24 protein-coding genes are annotated in these 25,040 nt (G+C 39.2%); 10 read left to right on the top strand and 14 right to left on the bottom strand.

All coding sequences use genetic code 11. From position 1 onward, the window contains the following. Positions 1 to 10: 10 nt before the first annotated feature. The 4 genes from KNQ97_RS01745 to KNQ97_RS01760 all read left to right on the top strand — a co-directional run bounded on the left by KNQ97_RS01745 (position 11) and on the right by KNQ97_RS01760 (position 4,826). The gene (locus tag KNQ97_RS01745; RefSeq protein ID WP_253611705.1) at positions 11 to 850 is read left to right on the top strand and encodes an RNA methyltransferase; all 840 of its coding nucleotides are present in this window, start codon (positions 11 to 13) and stop codon (positions 848 to 850) included. Then, positions 843 to 1,658: a serine O-acetyltransferase gene (cysE, locus tag KNQ97_RS01750; RefSeq protein ID WP_000917698.1), complete on the top strand. Its 816-nt coding sequence runs from the start codon at positions 843 to 845 to the stop codon at positions 1,656 to 1,658. The genes KNQ97_RS01745 and cysE overlap by 8 nt, the downstream gene beginning before the upstream one ends. 103 nt (positions 1,659 to 1,761) lie before the next feature. Continuing rightward, positions 1,762 to 2,703 carry an ABUW_2363 family tetratricopeptide repeat lipoprotein gene (locus KNQ97_RS01755; RefSeq protein WP_001009738.1) on the top strand — a complete coding sequence of 314 codons (942 nt, stop codon included), beginning with the start codon at positions 1,762 to 1,764 and terminating at the stop codon, positions 2,701 to 2,703. 116 nt (positions 2,704 to 2,819) lie between these two features. Then, entirely contained in the window at positions 2,820 to 4,826 is a 2,007-nt protein-coding gene (locus KNQ97_RS01760; RefSeq protein ID WP_253611706.1) for a triacylglycerol lipase, read from the top strand. A 53-nt stretch (positions 4,827 to 4,879) separates the two neighbouring features. Here the strand turns inward: KNQ97_RS01760 and ahpF are convergent, their stop codons facing one another. The 3 genes from ahpF to KNQ97_RS01775 all read right to left on the bottom strand — a co-directional run bounded on the left by ahpF (position 4,880) and on the right by KNQ97_RS01775 (position 7,703). Continuing rightward, positions 4,880 to 6,445 carry an alkyl hydroperoxide reductase subunit F gene (gene ahpF, locus KNQ97_RS01765; protein WP_000886807.1) on the bottom strand — a complete coding sequence of 522 codons (1,566 nt, stop codon included), beginning with the start codon at positions 6,443 to 6,445 and terminating at the stop codon, positions 4,880 to 4,882. Positions 6,446 to 6,621: 176 nt separating this feature from the next. Then, positions 6,622 to 7,143 carry a chromate transporter gene (locus KNQ97_RS01770; protein ID WP_000501457.1) on the bottom strand — a complete coding sequence of 174 codons (522 nt, stop codon included), beginning with the start codon at positions 7,141 to 7,143 and terminating at the stop codon, positions 6,622 to 6,624. Further along, positions 7,143 to 7,703, bottom strand: coding sequence for a chromate transporter (locus KNQ97_RS01775; RefSeq protein ID WP_001017021.1), 561 nt, complete (start codon positions 7,701 to 7,703; stop codon positions 7,143 to 7,145). The genes KNQ97_RS01770 and KNQ97_RS01775 overlap by 1 nt, the downstream gene beginning before the upstream one ends. Positions 7,704 to 7,804: 101 nt before the next feature. Between KNQ97_RS01775 and KNQ97_RS01780 the strand changes: the two genes are divergently transcribed. After that, positions 7,805 to 8,707, top strand: coding sequence for a LysR family transcriptional regulator (locus KNQ97_RS01780; protein ID WP_000886379.1), 903 nt, complete (start codon positions 7,805 to 7,807; stop codon positions 8,705 to 8,707). 89 nt (positions 8,708 to 8,796) lie between these two features. Here the strand turns inward: KNQ97_RS01780 and arsB are convergent, their stop codons facing one another. Together arsB and KNQ97_RS01790 are read right to left on the bottom strand one after the other, a co-directional pair. Further along, positions 8,797 to 9,831 carry an ACR3 family arsenite efflux transporter gene (gene arsB, locus KNQ97_RS01785; protein WP_253611707.1) on the bottom strand — a complete coding sequence of 345 codons (1,035 nt, stop codon included), beginning with the start codon at positions 9,829 to 9,831 and terminating at the stop codon, positions 8,797 to 8,799. 104 nt (positions 9,832 to 9,935) lie between these two features. Further along, positions 9,936 to 10,265 carry a metalloregulator ArsR/SmtB family transcription factor gene (locus tag KNQ97_RS01790; RefSeq protein ID WP_071226309.1) on the bottom strand — a complete coding sequence of 110 codons (330 nt, stop codon included), beginning with the start codon at positions 10,263 to 10,265 and terminating at the stop codon, positions 9,936 to 9,938. Between the two features lie 84 nt (positions 10,266 to 10,349). On the opposite strand from KNQ97_RS01790, the gene arsC reads away from it, so the two are divergent. Continuing rightward, entirely contained in the window at positions 10,350 to 10,778 is a 429-nt protein-coding gene (gene arsC, locus KNQ97_RS01795) for an arsenate reductase (glutaredoxin) (RefSeq protein WP_002061368.1), read from the top strand. Positions 10,779 to 10,847: 69 nt separating this feature from the next. Here the strand turns inward: arsC and KNQ97_RS01800 are convergent, their stop codons facing one another. The 3 genes from KNQ97_RS01800 to KNQ97_RS01810 form a co-directional block, all read right to left on the bottom strand. Then, positions 10,848 to 11,009 (bottom strand): DUF1427 family protein, encoded by a 162-nt coding sequence (locus tag KNQ97_RS01800; protein ID WP_000784879.1) that lies wholly within the window; start codon positions 11,007 to 11,009, stop codon positions 10,848 to 10,850. A gap of 56 nt (positions 11,010 to 11,065) precedes the next feature. Continuing rightward, positions 11,066 to 12,940 (bottom strand): amidohydrolase, encoded by a 1,875-nt coding sequence (locus KNQ97_RS01805; RefSeq protein WP_253611708.1) that lies wholly within the window; start codon positions 12,938 to 12,940, stop codon positions 11,066 to 11,068. A 110-nt stretch (positions 12,941 to 13,050) separates the two neighbouring features. Next, entirely contained in the window at positions 13,051 to 13,737 is a 687-nt protein-coding gene (locus KNQ97_RS01810; protein ID WP_002049459.1) for a hydrolase, read from the bottom strand. Positions 13,738 to 13,932: 195 nt separating this feature from the next. Between KNQ97_RS01810 and KNQ97_RS01815 the strand changes: the two genes are divergently transcribed. Beyond that, positions 13,933 to 14,823, top strand: a complete 891-nt coding sequence (locus tag KNQ97_RS01815) for a LysR family transcriptional regulator (RefSeq protein WP_000375417.1) — start codon at positions 13,933 to 13,935, stop codon at positions 14,821 to 14,823. Positions 14,824 to 14,861: 38 nt separating this feature from the next. Here the strand turns inward: KNQ97_RS01815 and KNQ97_RS01820 are convergent, their stop codons facing one another. Then, the gene (locus KNQ97_RS01820; protein ID WP_253611709.1) at positions 14,862 to 15,611 is read right to left on the bottom strand and encodes a GntR family transcriptional regulator; all 750 of its coding nucleotides are present in this window, start codon (positions 15,609 to 15,611) and stop codon (positions 14,862 to 14,864) included. A 398-nt stretch (positions 15,612 to 16,009) separates the two neighbouring features. Here KNQ97_RS01820 and KNQ97_RS01825 point away from each other — a divergent pair, with 398 nt between their 5' ends. Together KNQ97_RS01825 and KNQ97_RS01830 are read left to right on the top strand one after the other, a co-directional pair. Continuing rightward, on the top strand, positions 16,010 to 17,479 hold the full coding sequence (locus tag KNQ97_RS01825; RefSeq protein ID WP_253611710.1) for an NCS1 family nucleobase:cation symporter-1: 1,470 nt from the start codon (positions 16,010 to 16,012) through the stop codon (positions 17,477 to 17,479). Beyond that, entirely contained in the window at positions 17,476 to 18,210 is a 735-nt protein-coding gene (locus KNQ97_RS01830) for an aspartate/glutamate racemase family protein (RefSeq protein ID WP_253611711.1), read from the top strand. Before KNQ97_RS01825 ends, KNQ97_RS01830 begins: the two co-directional genes overlap by 4 nt. Before the next feature lie 67 nt (positions 18,211 to 18,277). On the opposite strand, the gene tauD is transcribed toward KNQ97_RS01830, so the two are convergent. The 4 genes from tauD to tauA are packed head-to-tail and all read right to left on the bottom strand — an operon-like array spanning position 18,278 to position 21,878. Continuing rightward, positions 18,278 to 19,159, bottom strand: a complete 882-nt coding sequence (tauD, locus tag KNQ97_RS01835) for a taurine dioxygenase (RefSeq protein ID WP_253611712.1) — start codon at positions 19,157 to 19,159, stop codon at positions 18,278 to 18,280. Between the two features lie 8 nt (positions 19,160 to 19,167). Then, entirely contained in the window at positions 19,168 to 20,037 is an 870-nt protein-coding gene (gene tauC, locus KNQ97_RS01840; RefSeq protein ID WP_253611713.1) for a taurine ABC transporter permease TauC, read from the bottom strand. After that, positions 20,034 to 20,828 carry a taurine ABC transporter ATP-binding protein gene (locus KNQ97_RS01845; protein ID WP_000114463.1) on the bottom strand — a complete coding sequence of 265 codons (795 nt, stop codon included), beginning with the start codon at positions 20,826 to 20,828 and terminating at the stop codon, positions 20,034 to 20,036. Before KNQ97_RS01845 ends, tauC begins: the two co-directional genes overlap by 4 nt. Before the next feature lie 9 nt (positions 20,829 to 20,837). Further along, entirely contained in the window at positions 20,838 to 21,878 is a 1,041-nt protein-coding gene (gene tauA / locus KNQ97_RS01850) for a taurine ABC transporter substrate-binding protein (protein WP_000651495.1), read from the bottom strand. 442 nt (positions 21,879 to 22,320) lie between these two features. Between tauA and KNQ97_RS01855 the strand changes: the two genes are divergently transcribed. Beyond that, complete coding sequence (locus tag KNQ97_RS01855) at positions 22,321 to 23,505, top strand: hypothetical protein (protein ID WP_253611714.1); 1,185 nt, start codon at positions 22,321 to 22,323, stop codon at positions 23,503 to 23,505. A 61-nt stretch (positions 23,506 to 23,566) separates the two neighbouring features. On the opposite strand, the gene KNQ97_RS01860 is transcribed toward KNQ97_RS01855, so the two are convergent. Next, positions 23,567 to 25,033, bottom strand: coding sequence for an MFS transporter (locus KNQ97_RS01860; protein ID WP_253611715.1), 1,467 nt, complete (start codon positions 25,031 to 25,033; stop codon positions 23,567 to 23,569). Positions 25,034 to 25,040 lie beyond the last annotated feature (7 nt).

Consider the following 25,040-nt stretch of genomic DNA (forward strand, 5'->3'; position numbering starts at 1 on the left):
TGGAAATCTTATGAGTTTGTTTGACGACACCGCCGTGTCAAAACAATTAGCACAAGTGCGTATTGTTATGGTCAATACCACTTTACCGGCTAATATTGGCAGTGCTTTACGCGCAATGAAAACGATGGGCTTGAGTAAGTTGGTTCTGGTTTCACCAAAAACCTATCCACATTCAGATATTCAGGCGCTTGCTGCTGGTGCACAAGATTTATTAGAACAGGTTGAAATTGTTGAAACACTCGAAGAAGCAATTAAAGATTGCCATTTAGTTTTCGGAACAAGTGCAAGAAGCCGTACTATTCCATGGCCTTTGTTAGATGTTCGCCCTGCTTCCAAAGAAGCAATCAAGGCAGCTGCTCAAGGACAACAAATTGCGATCGTTTTTGGACGTGAAGACCGCGGTTTAACCAATGAAGAATTGGCTTTGGCAAATTATCACCTTACTATTCCTGTAAACTCGGACTATGGTGTACTTAACGTTGCTCAAGCGATTCAAGTAGTTTGTTATGAACTTCGTATGTCGGTATTAGAGCAAAAAGAAGTTGCTTCTGATGCTGGGCAAATGCCGCTTGCTCAAGGTCAAAGCATGCAATGGGATGAGCCGTTAGTGACTCAGCAGCAAATGGAAGAGTTCTACCCTCATTTGGAAAAAATGCTCACCGAAATTGAATTTTTAGATCCAGAAAATCCACGTTTACTACCTTTACGCTTGCGTCGTTTATTTGGTCGTATACAATTAGATCGTATGGAATATCATTTACTTCGCGGTATTTTTAGTCGAGTCCAAGCCCTCACAAGCGGCAAATGGAAAAAAGCATCATCGGACAAGGAGGATCAATCCAATGCTTAAACAGCTTAAAGAAGATATACAGGCTGTATTCGCGCGAGATCCTGCTGCACGAAATACACTCGAAGTACTTACCACTTACCCAGGTATACATGCTTTACTTTTGCATAGGCTTGCACATGAATTGTGGAAAAAAGATTGTAAAGGTACCGCCCGTTTTGTTTCGTCATTTAGTCGTTTTGCAACGGGTATTGAAATTCACCCTGGTGCTAAAATCGGCAAACGCTTCTTTATCGATCATGGCATGGGCGTTGTAATTGGTGAAACTGCTGAAATTGGTGATGATGTAACGCTATACCACGGTGTTACCTTAGGTGGTACGACTTGGAATAAAGGTAAGCGTCACCCAACTTTAGAAGATGGCGTGGTTGTCGGTGCTGGTGCGAAAATCTTAGGTCCATTTACGGTAGGTAAAGGCGCCAAAGTTGGTTCAAATGCGGTAGTCACAAAAGCAGTTCCTGCTGGTGTAACAGCTGTTGGTAACCCTGCACGTTATATCTATAAAGATGCCGACAAAACTAAAGATAAAGATGAAGAACGTCGCCGTGATTATGCACAAAGTATTGGTTTTGCTCCGTATGCGACTACTGCTGATCAATCTGACCCAATTTTAGAAGGAATGCGAGTTTTACTTGACCGTATTCAGCACAATGAAACGCGTATGAATAATTTGTGCCAGCGTTTGTCCGAACTTGACCCAACTTTCAAAAAAGAAAGTCAAGATGAACAGCCTTTTAGTGATGAAGAGCTAAAAATTCTTGAAGAAGTTCGCCGTGAATGCGGTGCGCAGAACAAGACATCAAAAACGTAATATTCTTGATTCATAATGTAACACGCTTACCCTTGCATGTCGGTTTAGGTTTTCCTAGACTTGTTGTACCTTATTTAACTTTATAAAATGAACGGAAGATCCTATGAATTTTAAGCCTTTGGCATATATCCTTCTTGCGACCTCAAGTTTAACAGCGTGTACCATGGCACCTGTAAAAGAACAAAAAATTGAGCCGTTTGTTTTTAAGGAACCAGAGCTTACACCTCCATTTTATGCATTAAACCCATTTAATTATGATGCTCCGCCTGCATTTGAAGTTGCTTTAAAAGAAGCTGCTGCACAGCCTGTAACCAAAATGGTTGTAACTCGTCAGGACGATCCAACCAAAACACTTACATTAGATACGAATAAACTGATTGTACCTACAGTCAACAACTCACAACGTTCAATGAAGTACGCAGTTTTAGCGGGCGATAATGAAATTGATGTAACTGAAATTGATGACTTCTTACAACTTGTTGAAGGTAAAGCGCGTCACTATCCACCTCGTTTTACTGATCGTCAAGAACGTAAAGGCTTTGAAAGCAAACTTAAGGAAGTTACTCAGCGCTTAGATACTTTAGCTGCTAATCCAGATGCTTCATTTGATATTCTTATTCGTGCTTTTAAAGCAAGTGTACTTGCCCGTAACCTTGATTTAGGTACTGCTCATACCACTAAGTCTTTAGAATATGCACAAAGACTTTTAAAAATTAATCCAGATGATGCTGAAGCGAATTTCTGGTTTGGTTTTGGTTTGTCTGAAGGCGGTGGTCAACGTGAGGCTATTCCGTATTTAGATAAAGCTATTAAAGGTAATGTTCAGGAAGCATATTTAGCCGCTGCAAATAACTATATAGCAATGGAACAAAAGAAAAATGCGATTCAGACTTTAAAAAATTACAAGGTTAAATACCCTGATGAAGCTGAAGTAGCAGACCGTTTAATTCAAGAAATTGAAAAACAAGGTCGCTGGAATGTATGGCAAGTTTTAACAAACCCTGCTATGTCTTCTGCTACCCCAAGCGCAGCTACAAAAAAGTAAGCACTTAAACTTTAAAAAAGGGCTGATTTGACAGCCCTTTTTTTATGTTTGATCAATTGAAAAATACTTTAAAATTTGTATGATCAGCATATTACTGATCCACATATTTGACCATAATGTTTGTTAGAAAAAGAAACTCAGCGCTCTTCACGGTCATACTCCTCGGTTCAATCCTGAGTGGATGTCAGGTCGTCAATGTTAAGCAACAAGCTCTCAACGTTACTATTGCAAATGAGCGTAATAGTATTCTTACCCAAGATAAACTAAGTGAAGCAAGTCTTAATGTTTTGTCCATGTCAGGGCAAGAAGCTAAGGCCTGTACAGACTCCCCAGATACTTGTGTTAATCAACTTAAAAATCTGCCCCAAATTTTAGATGAACAGCTGTTATCGGCTGCAAGTGAAATGTATCTGGCGAAAGCAATGGCTTTGTCAGATTCTTCTGAATGTAAAATTAGTCGTTTCACTAAACATAAGCCAACTGAAGAACAAAAAGTTATTCAAAATAAATATGATGAATGCTTAGATCAACAGTTAAGTCTACTCGATAAGAGTATCCGTTATAGCTATGCTTATCTGTTTTCTACAAAACGTCAGCCAACTGATCGTATTTTTGATAATAGACAAGTTCAGATACGCGACTTCTATAATCAAGCGATTGCCAAAATGGTCAGTGTGTATGATTTAAGGTATCCACAAAAAAATGTGGTAGAGCCACAAATCCATATTGGTAAGAGTGTATATTCAATTGATTTTGAGTTTCATAGACAATTATCTGGCCAAAAATTAGAAAAATTAATTTCAAGTTATAACTTAAATTTCTCAGGTTTAAGAACAATCAACCGTCGTGATGGTTTCGGTTCCGAATTTGTAGCTGTCTTCCCAAGTTCAGGCAAAGAAGACATTAATGAATACATTTTAGATCCACTTAATTACAGCTATAAAAATGGTGTAAATCCTAATATTCACCATGCACGTTATTTAGCGGCAACTATTGTTGCAGAGCCTAAACATGCCAAAACCGTTCAAGAAATTATTAATGACCCAGAATTTGTAATTCGGGTTTATGATCCTTATCGAACCGATAATATTAATGTCGCTGGTAAGCAATATCCTTTAGCTGCAAACTTCTCAGCTCCTTATGGTCTGTGGTTAGCTGAAAACAACCTAGGTGTAGCGGCTTATTTAAGCTTGATTGATCGTGATCAGCACTTAACCATGCCGCATTTATATATGCTTGAACCTTATAATCCAAACAAAAAAATTATTGTGTTGGTCCATGGTTTGGCAAGTAGTCCTGAGGCATGGATTGCACTCACTAACGATGTCATGGGCGATACTGTTTTAAGAGATAACTATCAAGTTTGGCAAGTTTTCTACTCGACCAATATGCCAATTCTGGAAAGCCGGTTCCAGATTTATGCACTCTTAAAACAAGCGTTCGGTTCGTTAAACCCAAGTGATCCTGCTGCGCATGATGCTGTGCTTGTGGGTCATAGTATGGGAGGAATTATTAGCCGTTTACTTGTAAGTGATGCTGATATTACTAAACCTGCCTTGGAGATGATGACGATCCGTCAGCAAAACCGTTTTAAGAAACACCCTATGGTGACGGAACGGTTGCAAATGCATTCAATTAGTAACTTTGATCGTGCAATTTTCTTGGCATCGCCACACCGAGGTACAGATTATGCCGATCGTTGGTTCACATTAGCTGCGCGTAAAATTATCCGCTTACCGGGTGCTTTTTTATCAGCTGTTGCAACTTCACTCACCACAGAAAATTTAGATATTAAAGATTTCTTGAATAATATTGATAATGGCCTGATTCAAAATGGACCAAGCGACTTAAGCCATCAATCTAAATTTATTGAACTCACTGAGAATATTAATCCACATCAAGGGTTAATCTTCCACTCAATTATGGGCAACATTACCAAAAGTGATGATCCAAATGTAATTACCGATGGTATTGTTCCTTATAAAAGTGCTCACTTAGAAGGTGCTAAATCTGAGAAAGTTCTACCGGGTGGACACTCTATTCAGTTAACACCACAAGCCGTATTAGAACTACGTCGTATTTTACGAGAGCATTTAGTTGAACATGGTTTGTATAAACCATAAAAAATAAAAAGAGCCAAAGGATATCCTTTGGCTCTTTTGTTTTAGGTTAGATTTTACTGCCCAGAACGAATAATGTAATCAAACGCAGAGAGTGATGCTTTAGCGCCTTCACCTGTAGCAATAATGATCTGCTTGTACGGTACAGTCGTACAGTCACCCGCAGCAAATACACCTTTTACATTGGTTTCGTTGCGGTCATTGACAATGATCTCTCCACGGTTGGTTAATTCAACCTCACTGTCTTTTAAGAAGTCAGTGTTTGGAAGTAAACCAATCTGTACAAAGATCCCTGCAAGCTCTACCACATGCTCTTCATCAGTTGCACGGTCTTTATATTTAAGACCGGTTACTTGTGAACCGTCGCCTAACACTTCTGTGCTTAATGCATTCATAATCACAGTGGTGTTTGGCAAGCTGTTTAACTTGTTTTGCAAGACTTGGTCAGCACGAAGTTTAGTGTCAAACTCAACTAAAGTCACATGCTCAACAATACCTGCAAGGTCAATCGCTGCTTCAACACCTGAGTTACCGCCACCAATCACGGCAACACGTTTGCCTTTGAACAATGGACCATCACAGTGTGGGCAGTACGCTACACCACGGGTACGGTATTCAGCTTCACCCGGTACATTCATTTCTCTCCAACGTGCACCTGTTGAAAGGATTACAGTTTTCGATTCAAGTTTTGCACCGTTTTCAAGTTCAACTTCAACCAAGCCATTTGCTGTTTGGTCTGCACCAGTGATTTTGCTGACACGTTGCAGGTTCATGATATCCACATCGTATTCACGAACATGTGCTTCCATCTCGGCAGCAAACTTAGGACCTTGAGTCTTTTGCACAGAAGTGAAGTTTTCAATGTCCATGGTGTCCATGACCTGACCACCAAAGCGTTCAGCGACGATACCTGTGTTAATGCCTTTACGTGCCGCATAGATTGCAGCTGTTGCACCCGCAGGTCCACCACCAATCACCAATACATCAAACGCATCTTTGGCATTGAGTGCTGCTGCGTCTTTTTCAGCAGAGTTGGTATCAAGTTTTGCCACAATCTCTTCAAGCGTCATACGACCTTGACCAATGTGTTCATTGTCCTGGAATACCATCGGTACAGCCATGATTTTGCGTTGTTCCACTTCGTCTTGGAAGAATGCACCATCAATCATGGTTGCAGTGGTGTTCGGATTATAAATGGCAATCAGGTTAAGCGCCTGTACCACATCCGGACAGTTATGACAGCTTAATGATACGAATACATCAAAGTTGGCTTTGAGGTTTAAGCCTTTAATCTGATTTAAAACTTCATCCGACACTTTAGGTGCATAGCCAGACACTTGTAACAAAGCCAAGATCAAAGAGGTAAACTCATGGCCCATTGGTAAGCCTGCAAAGAATACACGAGGCTGTTCACCTGCTTTAGCCACACCAAAGCTTGGACGACGTGTATTGTTACCATCAAAACGGGCTGTTACCTTGTCAGAAAGCTCAGCGATTTCAGTTACTAATTCTTTAATTTGAGCAGCTTTATCTGATTCATCTAAAGCAGCAACTAATTCGATTGGACTTTCTAAACGTTCTAGGTAAGCTTTTAATTGAGTTTTAATGTTTTGATCTAACATCTGTTTTTTACTCCAATACATCCAAATTCTTTCAATAGATGCATAGTACGTTAAAACAATGAATAGGTAAAACAGTATGTTTTTATATATTTAATCGGTTTTTTAGATTTTATTATTTCTTCAATAAAAAAAGCCAACCTGAACTCATCCCAGCGCAGGTCGGCAAACTGGTTAAACTAGAGTAAGACCACACCAAATACAGCCCCAGCAATCAAAACATGCAATGGATGAACTTTTTTAATTAAAGATAATAAAGTTGCAATGACTACCATAATGATAAGTAAAGTATTTATTGCCGCTGCTTCAGAAATAATCCATGCACTGGCAAGCACAGTCCCCACAGTGACAGGTTGTAAAGCAAGCTGTAAAACACGGCGCCATTTCTTATCTTTGAATTTTGACCAGCCTCTCATCACAAATACAGTAATAAGAGATGATGGTAAAAATTTAGCAGTAGACGTCACAAGTAGGCCAGACAACCCTGCTACATGCCACCCTACCAACGGTACAATCATCATATTTGGACCAGGTGCAGCTTGTGCCATGGCAAACAACGCGCTAAATTCTTGTGCCGTCATCCAGTGATGGATATCAACCACTTGACGTTGCATTTCGGGCAAAATCGTATTCCCACCACCAAATGCGATAAGAGACAACTGAGTAAAAATGATTGCTAAAGTAAGTAGTACGGCACCCATTACACACGTCTCCAAATGATGGCTGAATAAAACGCAAGTAAAATCAGCATAGTCAAAAGTAAAGGAATTTTTAGAAAGGCAATGCTGACAATTGCCGCCACTACAACACAGATTGCTAATGGATTACGTAATAAAGGCTTAAGCATTTTCAGACCTGTGGCAACCAGAAGCCCTGCTGCTGCTGCTCCTAAACCTTCAAAAAGGTGCTTAACCATTAAGTTGTCTTGGAACTGCTCATAGACATAATGTAAAAGTACAACAATTACGGTAGGTGCGAAGATTAAACCAATCAGTGAGCTCACTGCTCCACGGACACCGCGAAACTCCATGCCAATCGCAACCGATAAATTAATAATATTGCCGCCCGGTAAAAATTGGCACAGACCAAGTAACTCAGTGAATTTTTCAGGGCTTAACCAATGCCTTTGCTCTACAATAACTTTACGGGCTAAAGGCAGCACACCACCAAATCCAATTAAACCTAATGTTAAAAAACCTAAAAATAACTCTGTGCAAGTAGGAACGGTATCCTTCTGCACGGCAATCTCAACATGGTTCATTTTCGTTACTTTTCACTTTATCCGACCAAGATAGAATGATACTTTTATGATATATCTACAAATGCTTTTATTTTCATTAACCATACCCTAAAGGTATTCCTATGCTCGATTTATATAAGCTTCATGCCTTTGTAGTGGTGGTTGAAGAAAGAAATATTACTCATGCAGCAAACCGTTTGTTTATTCAACAGCCACCTTTAACGCGTTTACTTAAAAAACTTGAACAAGAACTCGGTACACAGTTACTTATTCGTCAACCGCGCGGGATTGAACCGACGGAAGCAGGTTTAGCATTATTTAAAGAAGCACAACTTTTATTAGAACATGCCCGCCATATTCCTAAATTGGTCCAAGATGTTAGCCAAGGTAAAACTGGACAACTCAATATTGGCTTTACAAGTTCCGCAGGTTTGCATCCGCTCATTTCACTCGTATTACGTTCATATCGGGAAATGTATCCTGCTGTGCAAACCAAACTTGAAGAAGCAGGCAGTCAAAAGCAACTGGACTGGTTAATTTCAGAAAAACTTGATATTGCTTTTTTAAGAGCGCCGATTAGCCGAGATATTGGTTTGAAGCATCTTCATATATTAGATGAGCCAATGGTGGTGGCCTTACCTATCGGCCATCCGCTTACACAGAAGAAAAAAATTAGTTTAAGTAACTTGTCAGAGGAAAATTTTGTTTTATACCGTCGCTCTTCTGGGCAAGGTTTATATGACAATATTTTATATAGCTGCTATCAGGCAGGTTTTAGTCCGCGTATTATTCAAGAAGCGCCGCGCCCTACTGCGACCCTCAATTTAGTGGCTGCCGGTATTGGAATTAGTATTGTGCCCGCTTCAATGCATAACTTTTGGGACCATGAAATCGTCTATCGCGAGTTTGATGATTCGATAAAACTAAATGCGCCTATTTACTTAATTACACGAGAAAATGAAAACTCAGCTAAAGTGTCAAACTTCATTGAACTCATGCAAAAACTATTACCTACAATGACCTAAGTGTAAAAGCTAGGCAATAAAAATGCCTATATAAAGGTACTTTTTAAAGTCATTTTTAGCAAAAAATAGTTCAAATAAATTTTACGATTTTAAGAGTAATACTTTTTCTTTAACCAAAGCGAAACGGTGACGAGTGAAATTAAAACGGGTACTTCAACCAATGGTCCAATCACTGTGGTAAATGCTACAGGTGATGCTAAACCAAAAGTTGCAATAGCTACAGCTAAAGCCAACTCAAAGTTATTACCTGCCGCGGTAAATGAAATAGCAGCGGTACGTGGGTAGTTATTCCCCATCCGTTTACTCATAAAGAAGCTAATAAAGAACATTACGACAAAGTAAATCGTGAGTGGAATCGCAATACGTAATACATCTAAAGGTAAACTCACCACATCGCCACCTTTTAGACTAAACATCGCCACAATGGTAAAGAGTAACGCGACTAAACTTAATGGACTAATTTTTGGTAAAAACTTGGTTTGATACCAATTTAACCCTTTTGATTTAACTAAAATCAAACGAGTTAAAAACCCCATTAAAAATGGAATACCCAAATACACCAAAACAGCATGTGTGATGGTCCAGAAATTGACATCAATCACTTGTCCTGCCACACCAAAATATGGCGGCAAGAAAGTTAAGAACAACCATGCATAGGTACTAAAAAATAAAATCTGAAAAAAACTGTTAAAGGCGACCAAAGCTGCAACATATTGATTGTCACCACAAGCAAGACCATTCCAAACCAAAACCATTGCAATACAACGTGCCAAGCCTATCAAAATAAGGCCCGTCATATACTCCGGGTAGCTATGCAAAAAAACAATCGCAAGGATAAACATTAAAACTGGAGCAATAATCCAGTTTTGTACCAAAGATAAAGTTAAGGTTTTCTTATCCTTAAATACTTCTGGTAAAGCCGCATAGTCCACTTTTGCCAATGGCGGATACATCATTAAAACCAAACCGATTGCGATTGGAATATTAACGTTATCTACACTTAATTCATTTAAAGACACAGATGCCTGAGGAAAGAAAACTCCAATCGCTAAACCTAAAGCCATTGCTATAAAAATCCATAGCGTCAGGTTTCGATCTAAAAAGGAAAGCCCTTGTTTAGTCATGTTCTACTCGAAGAAAGAATTGATTAATTTTGCTCAATACACACAAATGACTTATGCACTTATGCTAAGAAAATCTGAATTTTAAAGACGGAAATCTAGGAAGATTAATCACAACACGTTGTCGTGATGAAAGGCTGACCTTGTTGTTTTCCTCTCGTCTCACTCTCGTCATTTTCTATCACCTTTAAAATATCTAAAGCCCAAACAGGTAAATCAGGATTTAAGCTGTAATAGACCCACTGGCCTTTTCTTTCATCCAATAATACGCCATGAGTTCGTAACAAAGCTAAGTGTCTAGAAATTTTCGGTTGGCTCAACTCAAGCTGTTCGGTTAGCTCACAGACACAAATATTTTGTTTATTTAGAACTAATTTAAGAATATTTAACCGAGTTTGGTCAGATAGACATTTAAAGAAATCGACTTGGTTGATCATATCTTCAACAGAATATATTCGTTATTGCAAATATACGGATATCCATATATAAATGCAATATCTTAATTCATCGATAAATTTGTCATGACTGAGCTAGTGAAGATTTACCATAACCCTGCTTGCGGAACCTCACGCAATACATTGGCGCTTATTCGTCATGCAGGAATTGAACCTATCGTTATTGAATATTTGCAAACACCACCAAGTACAGATGAACTAATCCAACTCATTAAGGACTCAAACCTAACTGTACGTGAAGCAATTCGTAAAAATGTTGAACCCTATAAAGATTTAGAGTTAGAACAAGGCCATTGGACTGATGAACAGTTAATTGATTTTATGGTGCAATATCCAATTTTAATTAATCGCCCATTTGTAGTTACACAAAAAGGTACTCGACTTTGCCGCCCTTCTGAGATTGTACTGGACATTTTAGATTCACAAAACTTAGGCTATTTTGCAAAAGAAGATGGTGAAATCATTATTGATGAGCAAGGCCGTCGTATAAAGTAATTGAAGATACTTATTAATATAAAAAGCTAAATGGCATGGCACCGTTTAGCTTTTTTTGAATGAAACGGATTAAAAATAAGATTTGATAAAAGGAAGCAATTGCTCTCCTATTACCATGCCTAATAAACCGACTAATGCAACAAGAGGTGGAGCTGGTGACTTAACATTTAAAACATAATATAAGACACCAACAAGCAATCCTACAGCCAAAGATAACAAGTACATTTTCATCGTACATACCTTAAGGAAACAAGCCATTTAATGAGGCAGGTCCCATACTGGTTTATTTAAAATGCAAAACACGAGCACCCGAGTGCGCCCCAGAAAGATTTTTTGTCCTTATCATTTACAGGAACATCAAGCATCCAAGCGTGGCTGTGTCCATGCATTCCACAGCTGCTAGCACATTCACACAATGCACTTTGTGACTGTAATGATTGATTCGATGGTGCATTACGGTTTTCGGATAAACGCCACTGACCGCCAAAACGTTTTACTGGCGACCATGTTGGAGATGCAGGCGGTAACGGCAGATCATCTTGCTTAAACTCTGCACCTGCATATACCACTTTTCCGCCTAAAACAGTGAGTACAGACTCAATCCACTGGATATCTTCTGCTTCAACTTTAAAGTAGTCATCTGACAGCACAACTAAGTCGGCAAGTTCCCCTGCTGTGAGTGAACCTTTGACATCTTTTTCACCAGAGAACCAAGCTGAACCTTTAGTCCAAAGTTTAAGTGCTGTTTGACGGTCTAATAAATTTTTTTCATCATACAAAGGTAACCCACCAACTGTTTTACCTGTAGTCAGCCAATACAAACACACCCAAGGGTTATAAGATGCAACACGAGTCGCATCCGTTCCCGCACCCACAGGTACACCGAGTTCTAACATTTTCTTGACTGGTGGCGTTGCTTGGGCAGCTTCGGCACCATAGCGTTTTACGAAAATCTCACCTTGATATGCCATACGGTGTTGAATGGCGATACCACCGCCCAACGCACCAATACGTTCGATATTACGCTCAGATACAGTTTCGGCATGGTCAATAATAAATCGAGTTGCAAATGGCTGTTTTGAATTGACGCGCTCAAAGACATTGAGCAAACGATTAATACTTTCATCATAGGTTGCATGAATACGGAATGGCCATTTCTTTTCAGCCAAGTGCTCTACAATAGCTTCGAGTTCACCTTCCATTTTTTCTGGTAAATCTGGACGTGGCTCATAGAAATCTTCAAAGTCACCCGCTGACCACGTCAGGTTCTCACCTGCTCCATTCATTCTAAATAATTCATCACCATCGCCCGGGAATGTCATTTCTGTCCAACGGCGATAATCATCAAGCTCTTGGCCTGCCTTTTGAGCAAATAGGTTATAAGCAATTCGCACTGTCATTTGATTTTGATCGTGCAATTGCTTAATCACATCATAATCTTCAGGATAGTTTTGACCGCCACCACCTGCATCAATTGCTGAAGTAATACCTAATCGGTTTAATTCACGCATGAAATGACGAGTTGAGTTGATTTGGTCTTCAACTGGCAATTTCGGTGCTTTACCTAAGGTCGAATATAAAATCATAGCGGATGGCGTTGCGAGCAACAGTCCTGTTGGCTCACCTTTTTCATCTCTTGCAATCTTGCCACCCGGCGGGTCCGGTGTGTCTTTATTAAAACCTAATACATCAAGGGCAGCTCGGTTGAGCATGGCACTGGCATATAGATGTAAAACGAATACTGGAGTATCTGGCGCAGCTTTATTAATTTCTTCTAAAGTCGGTAAACGCTTTTCGGCAAACTGGAATTCAGTCCAACCGCCTACGACACGAACCCATTGTGGAGCTGGCGTATCGTCTGCTTGTTCCTTGAGTAAGCGTAATGCATCGGCAACGGATGGCACACCTTCCCAGCGCAGCTCCATATTGTAATTGAGGCCCCCACGAATAATATGCAGATGACTGTCATTTAGACCCGGTATAACGCGTCGACCATTTAAGTCTACAACTTTACTTGTTGGAGTTGCGAGTTTCATAACCTCATCAGTTGTACCCGTGTGGACGACTTTACCATCTGCAATCGCAATTGCTTGTACTTCGGGGTTTTGAGGATCTAGTGTTGTGATTTTACCGTTTTTAAGTATGAGGTTTATTTCGGTCATTCTGAACTCCATTCTTGTGAATTATCGTTCTAAAAAAATAAAGATATATCTGTATTAATATCACTTAAATATTGAATACTAGACATACCTTTATCTAAATCAGTACTGTTTTATTTTGCAGGAACGGGTGCAAGTACTTCATGTTTTGATGTTGTACGCTCAGGTGCCTTATGTACCATCGTATAGGCATAGTCCACACCCATACCGTAAGCACCAGAATGCTCACGTACAATCGCCATAACTGCATCGTATGTATCACGGTGTGCCCAATCACGCTGCCATTCGAGTAATACTTGTTGCCAAGTTACTGGAACCACACCTGCCTGAATCATGCGCTGCATGGCGTAGTCATGTGCTTCTTTCGATGTACCGCCTGAAGCATCTGCGACCATATAAATCTCATAATTGCCTTCAAGCATGGCGCCAAAAGCAAAGGTGTTATTGCACACTTCAGTCCACAAACCTGAAACAATCACTTTTTTACGATTATTTCTTGCAAGCGAATCCCGTACTTTTTGATCATCCCATGAATTCATTGAAGTACGTTCTAGTAAAGGAGCATCTGGAAATACATCTAAAAGTTCTGGGTAGGTATGACCAGAGAAGCTTTCAGTTTCAACCGTGGTAATGGTGACAGGAATATTGAATGTTTTAGCTGCTTTTGCTAACCCTACAGTATTATTCTTTAATACTTGGCGATCTATTGACTGTACCCCAAAAGCCATTTGCGGCTGGTGATCAATAAAAATAACCTGACAATTGGTTGGTGATAGTTGTTCTAAAAGTGATTTATTCACGTCTAAACTCCATTATTCATTATATAAGGCTTTTAAAATTGCCTACTGGTTATTATCAAAACAAATAAAAATGTAAAAACATAGACAGCAAAACAGCTCGAATCTGTATCCTGTATGGATACAATCAAATCAATGATTGCTTTTTAATTTTTATAGTTTAATCATGGATATATATTTTTTAATTTTTAGTTATCCATGGATCGATTAGACTGTATTTCCACTTTTGTAAGTGTCGTAGAACATGGGAATTTTAGTAGCGCAGCTAGAGCACTCGATATTTCTCGTGATTTGGTAGCCAAACGTGTTTGCTACCTCGAAAATGATTTAAAAACAACGCTATTAAATCGAACAACCAGACAAATGAATCTGACCAGTTGTGGGGAAAAATTTTACCAACATTGCAAGGTTATATTGAGTGAATTTGAATGGGCAACTTACGAGATTAGCTATAACCAGCAATATCCCGAAGGCGAACTCAAGCTCAATACGCCCATGTCTTTTAGCAACATCTTCCTTCAACATATCATTTCAGACTTTATTGAGAAATATCCCAGTATTAAAATTGATTTGTTTATGACAGATCAGCTATTAGATGTGAATCAACACAAATTTGATCTGACCATACGCTTAGATGGATCTGCGCCAAGTTTGGCAAATAGTAAAATTTTAAATACCTATCAACGTTATTTATATGCAACACCTGAATATTTCAATCAACATGGATTACCTACTTCTTTAGAAGAACTTAAAGAACATAAGTTTCTAATTTACTATCAAGATAGCCGACATAAAAAATTGATTTTTCAAAAAGATCAGAAAGAAGTGTCTTTTAATTGTTTCCCTGTGATGACGTGTAATAATGGTGAACTATTATTGGATATGTGTTTAAAAGATCACGGTATTGTTTTTCTTCCAGAGTTTATTGCAGAACCTTATTACAAAGAGGGTAAGTTACAGAAATGTTTGGAGGACTACACCAGTCAGCCGCTTCACCTATATGTCACATGGCCAAACCGTAAGATTCTATCGAAGAAAGTAAAACTATTTATTGATTTTTTAACACGTCAAATCATTCCCATAAAATAACCAATCCGGGCCTTTTCTATAGGAATTGGCCCAGATTTTTAATTAGTTTGAGGTGTTTCAATTTTCTTATTTTTAAATAAATTTATTAAATTTTGCTCGGCAGATACTGTACTGTTTTCTTCAATAAATGTCGTCGCGTAGTGTTCTAAATGTTCTTCCATCAATTGAGTTGCTCGTTTTTCATCACCTTGTTCAATGGCATCTAAAATTGCACGGTGTTCATCTGCCGAACAATTATTATGTTTTGGAATTTCATACAATCCAATTAATAACGAAGTCCTCGCAATAAGCGTCTGCAAATAACTGGACATGATCGAATTTTGATTAGCTTCAATCAGCTTTAAATGAAATTGACCTGATAGCTTAATCCACTCGGCCCAATTTCCAGCTAAACGCTCATCCGACTCTTGTTCTACTAAAGTCCGAAGCTCACTAAAATCTAGGTGATGAGACTTTTGTGCTAGTTTTTTTACAGTGGCGATTTCAAGCATGCTGCGTGCTTCAAAGACTTCTTTTGTTTCATTTGCACTATGTTTTGCGATGAGTGCCCCACGATTGGGCTGAATTTCAATAACCTTATCATGTGCAAGTTTAACGAAAACACGTCTTAACACTCCTCGCGTTACACCAAATGCTTCACATAAAGGTGCTTCAACTAAACGTGCGCCCGGAGCGAGTTGTCGATTTAAAATAGCATCTACAATTGCGTTATATATATGGTCATCAATTTCATCATTGCTCATTTCTACGGCTTTTTTTGGTGCATTCGATGACATTGATTTCTCCATTTTTATTAATGTCTCCTCTTTTTAGAACTTCATCTATTTTGAATAGTGTAAGTTTAACTTAAGCGTTTGGAAATATTTCTCTCATTTTCACACTATCTATGCTGAGCTGAATAATTCAATATTAAATCTATAAATACCCACTTATATACCTAAATTTATTTGCTTTTTATAAAAAATTAAGCACGTCTCCGTTTATAAATCTCTCTCTTTATATTCAAAAATCATATCAAGCGAAATCACTCATCAATACTACATCTCAAGTTTGGCATAACTTTTGCTCAATAAATTGTGCACAATCCAAATATTACATTGTGCACAATTTTAATTTCATTCTTTTAGTCAGTATTTCAAGCTGCTGAAGAACGTGCCCGCCCAACATAGGGAAGTGAGTGTTCAAGATGAATAATACCGAAGCGATAATTAAACCTTCTTATAATGCAAAACTAACAAATCAAGACTTAGCTCCTTTAAAAAAGCAAACTTGGGGCGCTTATAATATTTTTGCCTTCTGGATGTCGGATGTTCATAGCGTCGGCGGTTATGTCATGGCTGGGAGCCTTTTTGCACTCGGGCTGAACAGCTGGCAGGTACTTCTATCTTTACTCATCGGCATTGCCATAGTTCAGTTTTTTACAAATCTAATTGCCAAGTCTAGCCAACAAACAGGCACGCCCTATCCTGTGATTTGTCGTGCCACTTTCGGTGTGCTTGGTGCAAATATTCCTGCCGTTATCCGTGGTCTTATTGCTGTCGCATGGTATGGCATTCAAACATATTTGGCCTCAAGTGCATTCTTATTGGTCATTTTAAAGTTCTCTCCAGAATGGTCAGTCTATGCTGATGTTTCAACTTACGGCTTTCTTGGGCTTTCCTATTTAGGATGGGTTGGCTTCATGCTGCTTTGGCTACTACAAGCGATTGTTTTTTGGTCTGGCATGGACAGCATACGTAAATTTATTGACTGGGCAGGTCCGGCTGTCTACGTTGTGATGTTTGCAATGGCAGTCTGGCTGATCTGGAAAGCTGGCTGGCAGAATATTGATTTAAATTTAAGTGGGGTTCAATACGACGGTTTTGCAGTTGTACCAGTCATGATTGGTGCTATTGCGCTCGTTGTCTCATATTTTTCAGGACCGATGCTGAATTTTGGCGACTTCTCTCGTTATGGTAAAAGCTTTAACGCGATTAAAATGGGGAACTTTCTTGGCTTACCAATTAACTTCTTAGGCTTTTCTTTACTTACTGTGGTGTGTATTGCGGCAACGCTTCCAGTATATGGAAAACTTATTACAGACCCTGTCGAGATGGTTGGAAAACTGGATAACACATTTGTAGTCATTTTAGGTAGTTTGACCTTAATGATTGCCACTATCGGAATTAATATTGTTGCTAACTTTGTTTCACCTGCATTTGATTTTTCCAACGTTTCACCGAGCAAAATTAGCTGGCGTATGGGTGGAATGATTGCAGCAGTAGGTTCAATTTTCATTACCCCATGGAATTTGTTTAATAACCCTCAAGTGATCCATTACACCATTGATATTTTAGGTGCATTTATCGGTCCACTTTTTGGTGTATTGCTCGCCGATTTTTACCTCGTTAAAAAACAAAAAATCGTGGTAGATGATTTATATACTTTAGATACTCAAGGCTCGTATTGGTACAAAAATGGTTATAACCACTCTGCCTTTTATGCGTTAATTCCAGCTTCATTAATTCCTATTCTCTGCGTACTTTTACCACAACTGTCTGGGCTGGCTAATTTCACATGGTTTATTGGGATGGGATTCGGTTTTGTCATTTACCGATTTCTTAACCAACCGCTTGCCCATGCTAAATCAGCAATGACTAAGGTAAAAGCACAATGAAAATTAAAATTATTAATCCTAATACCACCCAAAGCATGACTGACAAAATTGCTGCATCAGCAAAGATAGTCGCAAATTCTGATACTCAAATTATTGCTGTGAGTCCTCAAATGGGCCCTGCAACAATTGAAAGTTATTATGATGAAGCCCTAAGTGCCGTAGGTGTGCTAGAGGAAATTCGCCAAGGTGAACTTCTAGATGTAGATGCTTATGTTATTGCCTGTTTTGGTGATCCTGCGCTTTATGCCGCACGTGAAATCAGTTCGGCACCTGTGATTGGGATTGCCGAAGCAGCTATGCGAACTGCAAGTTATGTAAGTACTGGTTTTAGTGTGGTCACGACCTTACAACGCACAGTGAATATGAGTTGGCATCTGGCTCATCGCTACGGGGCTACACCATTTTGCAAAAATGTTCGAGCTTGTGACATTGCAGTTGAAGAGTTGGAGCTTCCTGACTCAGATGCTTATCGAACAATACGAGATGAGTGCAAAAAAGTACTCACAGAAGATAAAAGCGATGCGATTGTTTTGGGCTGTGCAGGTATGAGTGATTTATGCCTAAAACTACAAAACGAATTGGGAGTGATTGTTATTGACGGCGTTGCAGCAGCAGTTAAACAAGTTGAAATGTTAGTTCAGTTAAATTTAAAAACCAGCAAAGTTGGTGATTGGGCCTCACCTCCTGTAAAAAATTACACAGGCATATTGTCAGGATTTGGAATGCACTAAAGAGTTAATATTTCAATTCCAACTCAAAACGCTGCGTTGGAATTGAAACAAAGAATAATTAAAGGAATTAAGCCTCTGCTAACACTGGTTGTTGTTCTTCTTTATAAAATGGCACATCGCCATTAATAGTTGCGCGGTGCATAATTCGATGGGCGTCGCCATAATCAAATAATGCTTTATGTTGTGTGCAACGGTTATCCCAAATCGCGACGTCACCGTCTTGCCATTTCCAGCGTAAATGAAATTGCTCTTGGGTCGCATGTTCAAACAAGAAGTTAAGTAATTGCTCACTTTCTTGCTCGGGTAACTCATTAATGTGTGTGGTAAAACCCTCGCTTACAAATAACAAAGGCTCACCTGTAACCGGATGAGTACGTACCACTGGGTGAACCACTGGTGGGTTACGCTTAAAGGTTTGTAAAAGCTTTTCACGCTCTTCTTCGTTATGGGCAAAACGCTCAAGTGGAAAAGACTTACGAATATCGTGTGTTGCAGTTAAGCCACGCAATTTTTGCTGTAACTCAAGCGGAAGCCCTTTAAAAGCTGCTGTATTACTCGACCACAACGTGTCACCGCCTACAGGTGGAATTTTAATGGCTTGCAACACACAACCTAAAGGTGGAGTTTTACTAAAAGTCACGTCTGTGTGCCAAAGTTCATTGTCACGCAAATCTTGTTTCCAACTGTCGAGTACCATCACCTCAGGTACATCTTCAATTGAAGGATAAATCGGGTGCACATGCAACGTGCCAAAACTACGGGCCAAGTCTGCTTGTGCTTGCGGAGCTAATTGTTGCTTTCGAAAAAAAATGACTTGATGATCAAGCAAAGCCTGCTGGATTTGTTGCGTTGTCTGTTCATTTAACGCATTCAAATCAATATCGTGAATAATTGCGCCAATGGTAGGCTTGATCACTTCTATATTTAAGTTTGCTACTACTGTATTCATCTTCTTTACTACAACTGCTGACCATACCAAGGAGAAAACTGTTTTTGTAACCAACGTAAAAACAGCTCAAAACTAACTGCGACAATCGCAATCACAATAATGCCCAGAATCACCATATCGGTAATTAAGAACTGTGCTGCCGATTGCACCATAAAACCAATACCACGGTCCGCTGCAACCAACTCAGCTGCAACTAATGTTGACCAGCCCACCCCAAGACCAATACGAATACCGGTAATAATATGAGGCAAAGCCGTTGGTAAAATGACATGCCAAAAGACTTGTGACTGGCTTGCCCCTAATGACAATGCCGCACGTTCACGATTAAGCTGATGGCTTAACACACCATGCGCACTACTAATAATGACAGGTGCCAAAATCGAGAAGAAAATCAAAAGTACTTTTGTGGTCTCGCCAATACCGAACCAAATAACAAGTAAAGGCAAATAAGCTAACGGCGGAATTGGACGTAATAATTCAACCAAAGGATCTAGAACAGCACGAACCCATTTGTTCAGCCCCATCCACAAACCCAGCGGAACACCAATCACCACGGCAGCAATCAAAGCTAAAAATACACGAGAAATGCTGGCTGCCAAATGTTGCCACAAAGTTGCTTTCATAAAGCCTTCTTGGCTGACCGATATAAATTTTTGCCAGACTGCCTGTGGACTCGGTAAAAACAGTTCAGGTACAACATGCAAAGCAGTAATGAGGAACCAGAGTGCAACTACACTTCCCACACTGATTATGCTGACCGCCAAAGTACGATGCTTCTCAAAAAATGATGATAGAAATGAAGCATTTTCTGTTTGCACATTTAACTCAGGTTTAAGCTCTGCTTTGTCATATTCATAGACGTTATCTTTAGTGTTCATGTAGGTAACGCCTCCTTACCGCTTTGTTTTTGTGCCCTTAAACTTTCAAATAGCTGTTCTCTGAGCTGAATAAATTGAGAATCCGATTTAATTGAGCGAATAGACTCACCCTGACGGTACCGTTGGGCAAAATCGAGGTGTAGAGTTTCTACAATCTTGCCTGGATGCGCTGTCATTAGTACCAGCTGATTGCTGAGTAATAATGCTTCTTCAATGTCATGAGTAATCAAAAAGAAGCTTTTATTTTGTTGAATCCATAAATCGAGCACTAACTGCTGCATGTTTTCACGCGTAAAAGCATCTAATGCGGCAAAAGGTTCATCTAATAAAATAAACGGCGCGTGACTGATCAAAGCTCTGGCAATACCAACACGTTGTTTCATACCACCGGAAAGTTCCCAGATATTGGCTTTTTCAACGTGACTTAAACCCACAATTTTTAAAATTGCGTTTACTTGTGCTTCGATCTCTGCACGCTTTAAACCTTTTAACTGCAAAGCGAAGCCAACATTATCTGCAACATTCAACCAAGGAAGTAAGGCGTGATCTTGAAATACAACAGCACGAGTTACATCTGGTCCAGTTACGACTTCATGATTTACAAGCACATCACCAGAACTCGGCTTTTGAAACCCTGCCAAGATATTAAGCAAAGTTGTTTTGCCACAACCCGACTCACCTAAAATCACCGTTAAAGAACCTTCTTCAATGGTTAGGTTAATGTCTTGTAAAACTGGCTTTTGCTGTTTAGGAAAAGTCAGATGAATATGTTTGGCTTCAAGTACACTCATGACAACTCCTTAAGGCTGCAAAAATGAAGAATTCACATTGCCTTTATAATCGGCTTTAAGTTGATCGACTTTGCCCTGACCTTTTAAGAATTTCGCTGTATCAAAAATATTTTGCGCAAATTCACCATCTAACGTTTGTTTTTGCTGAGCGTGGTCAAGGTAAATATTTCCACTTAATAAAAGCGGGATATCTTTTGCATCGGAACCTGTGAGCTGCGCAATTTTTTGCACGTTATCAGCATCTTTAACGTAAGCGGCTGGGTCTTGGTTATATTTTTCGAGTTGCTCAAGTGTGGTTTGGACAAAAGCTTTCAAAAAGTCAGGATTTTTCTCTGCAAAGTCTTTACGTACAACCCATAAGTCATAAGTTGGAGCACCCCATTCACCGACTTGTTTTGAGTCGGTTAAAACCGTACCAGATGCTTTGGCTTTACTTAAAGCAGGTTCCCACACATAGGCAGCATCAATATCACCACGTTCCCAAGCAGCTGAAATTTCAGGTGGACGCAAGTTAATAATTTTTACTTTGTCTTCTGGAATGTTCCAATGTTTAAGTGCAGACAAAAGGCTGTAATGGGTTGTCGAAACAAACGGTACAGCAATGGTTTTGCCAATTAAATCTTGAGGAGTTTTAATGCCTGATTTATTACTCACCACGAGTGCTTCAGATGCACCAAGTTTTGAAGTAATTAAGAATACTTCAATCGGTAAATTACGGCTTGCCGCGGCAGCAAGTGGGCTTGAACCAATATTACCAAGTACCACATCACCTGAAGCCAGAGCATTGACAACATCTGAACCCGCATCAAATTTTTTCCATTGAATAGTACGTTGACTATGTTTTTCATAGTCTCCATTCGCCTGTGCAACTTTGCTTGGGTCAACCCCAGTTTGATAAGCAATCACAACAGGTTTGTTGTCACGAACTGAAGCACTTGTATTATTGTCTTTTTTATTTTGCCATACGATAAATGCAACAATTGCGACTATAACAATTGCCGTGATAATCAACGGTTTGGTCTTCGTGCTCATAATTTCATGATCTTTCAATAATATAAGCTCATGGTATGCAGCTGGCCTTATAATGAAAAATAAAAAAATATGAGTTGCTTATCTGGTTTTTATAAATAACTTTTCTTCATAAGTTTTTATCTTTTGGTAAAAAGCAAATTTCAAGCAAACTTACAGATTAGTGGTAAAATTAAATTACTTATATATCAATAATTAAAAACGATATTCCCAAATCATATGATTAGAAGACCCTGACATCCCCCTTTTAATTATTTTATCCTACTCATATTTCATCATTTTTATTTTTGTCTCTATACCCAGATTTTTGCATCTAATTAATTTTCGAGATTTTTTATAACGGTCAGATTTTTATTATCTTTTTATCTTAAAACTTCTGCAAATATTGAGATTTGGACAAATCTTTTTCTGGTTTATACATGACGCAAATTTACTTTTTATTTTTAAGAGGAGAAAAATTCTTTTGTTTAAGCATTCTCAAATTTTGACAAAAACATTAATTACAACGTCTTTGCTTACATTCAGCCTCTCAAGTCATGCAGCGCTTACCTTTGGCAATGTTGAAGAAGGTGAACTTAAAGTAAGTGGTACTGTTCGGGCTAAATATATTTATGATTTTGACTCTGAACCCTCTACCAGTAAATTTTCTTTTAATGACGCGGTCTTATGGCTAGATTACAACTCCCCTAAATGGATTGGCCGCCTAGATTATCGGGTTTATGAATATTACGGGCATTTAGGAGATGCCAATTGGCTTACCGATGCGTGGTTAGGTTATAAAATTAATGACAACAGTAAAATTATTGCTGGCTTAAACCCAGTTCCTTTTGGCTTGGGCCGCTTTTGGGGAAATACTTATTATTTAGGCATTGCCAATAGTGCAGGTTGGGAAGATGTACATAACCTTGGGGTGAAATATGATTTCAATGATGGAATCAATGAAGCACAACTCGCCTTTTATCCTACCGATGGTGGCACTTATAGAGGTAAAAGCAAAGACTCGAGTCGATTTAGTATCAACCCTGTCAATGCAGATGACTCAGTATCACAAGGTACCAGTACCAAAGAAAAGAACTCAATTGTTGTTCGCGGTGCTCATACCTTTAAGAATATCTTAGGCCAAGAAAATTTCTCTACTCAACTTGGCGCCTCCGCATGGTATTCCACCATTGAAAATAAACGTTCAGGGCAAGATGGCGATCGCCAAGTTTATTCGGTTTTTAGCAATACCAATTACAACCAATGGAATTTACAGCTTTTGGCTGGTTATCAAGACATTGATAATGCCGACACTGAATATAAAGATCATCTGACTTTGGGCGGTTTCGATTATTCATTTAACTCGGCAACCAAAGGTCAGATTTATTCAGCCGAGCTCAGCTATTTATTTCCTCAGCAGTTTGGCCCAATTACCTCTGTTCGTCCGTACTTGAACTATAGTTCTTATCGAAAAGAGCAAGATGGCTTTAAAGACTCCACCCGTTTTATTCCCGGCATTGCGTTTAACTATCAAAAATTGACAGTACAAGCCGAGTTGCTGATGGGTAAACACGATCCATATCTAGGAGACAGTGAAGGTCTTGCGGCTGGCGGAAGCAATGATAAATGGAACAAAAAAGCATTTGTAATTTTTGCTTATTACTTCTAATTCTTAAAACAAAGGCCAACAGATGTTGGCCTTTGTTTTTATCTAGATATTTATTTTTACTCTAGTCGATTACTGGTGAATTATTGAGAGGAAGTTCTGCTTTATCTTCATCGACAACATCGACATCTTGAGCGGTAGGCTCAAACTTAATTAGTAGTCCAATCACAATTAAAGGAATAAACGCAAAGATAGAAATAATCAGGTAAACATCTGTTTTATATCCCGCCATCCAGATCGGTAAAACAAACAAAGCAATGGCTTGAGCAACACCTGTTACCGCACGGTTAAAGCCAACCCCAACACCACGAATCGAAGCTGGATAAGCCATAGTTGGATAAACCATCATTTGTGCCCCAGGCCCAAAACCTTCAGCAAAAAGCCACAAACCCAGCATGCCAATTGCTGTGTAAAGTAAAAAGCTATTACCGGGTTCACCAATTAATGCTAACGCAATGAGGGCTATAAACTGGAATAAAAAGCCTGTAAGCAACACATGACGAGATTTAAATCTGCTGGCAACAAATACACCTAACAGCCCGCCCGTAAATGCAAACAGCAAATTGAGTCCGAGTGTGGTAGTAATGGTCGTCAAGACATCGGTATGAAAGAAACGCGTTAAAATAGAAGGTAAAAAGAAGGCAATGGTCGTGTACTGAAATGCCACCGAAATGTGAATCACAATGGCCACAATAGTTCTTGGCAAATAGGTTTTATTAAATAAAACCGCAAACCCCTCGCGCTTTTTCTTTTCAGCAGTTCTTTCTACTTTTTCAACTGTAGCGACTGCATTAATTGCATAGGATTCTTGTAGAACTCGAGCTGCCCCCTTTAAATCGCCTTGGTTTGCAAGCCAGATTGGTGATTCAGTTAAATATTTACCGCGAATAAAAATAATGAGTAACGCTGGCACTGCTCCGAAAATTAAAGATGCTCGCCATAACCAGTTGCTATGCTCTGGTGGTAAAAGAAAATAAAGCGCCAAAACTAGGCCAAAACACACCGAAGAAGCGGCATACCACATTGGGCACCATGCGGCTAAACGCGCTGCCTTATTGCTACTACCGTTAAATTTGGAAAACTCAGATAAGTATGACATTGCCACAGGCAAATCAATACCAACACTAATTCCCATAATAAATCTGGCTAAAATCAAAACCCATACATTCGGTGCAAAGCCTGCAACAATTGCCGCAATAACAAACAGCACCATGTCCGCCATGAAGACCCGATAACGGCCAATTTTATCTGTCAGCCAACCACCAATCAGGTTACCCACAATGGTTCCGCAGACAATTGCTGAAGCCACCACACCAGTCATGACAGGGCTTAAGGAAAACTCTGAGATGACTTGCTCAATACCGAAAGAGAGCGTTGTTAGATCATAGGCATCAATAAACACCCCAATTAGTGCCAACCAAATAACTTTATTCGATTTACCCTTCCCTGCAAATTTGGAAATTAATTGTGAAACATCATCAGGAGATTTAATTTCATAACGATGGTTATGATCGAGTTCTTGTGTGCTCACTTAATAA

It is taken from the genome of Acinetobacter sp. UC24323 (assembly GCF_024151445.1).
GTDB lineage: Bacteria > Pseudomonadota > Gammaproteobacteria > Pseudomonadales > Moraxellaceae > Acinetobacter > Acinetobacter baumannii.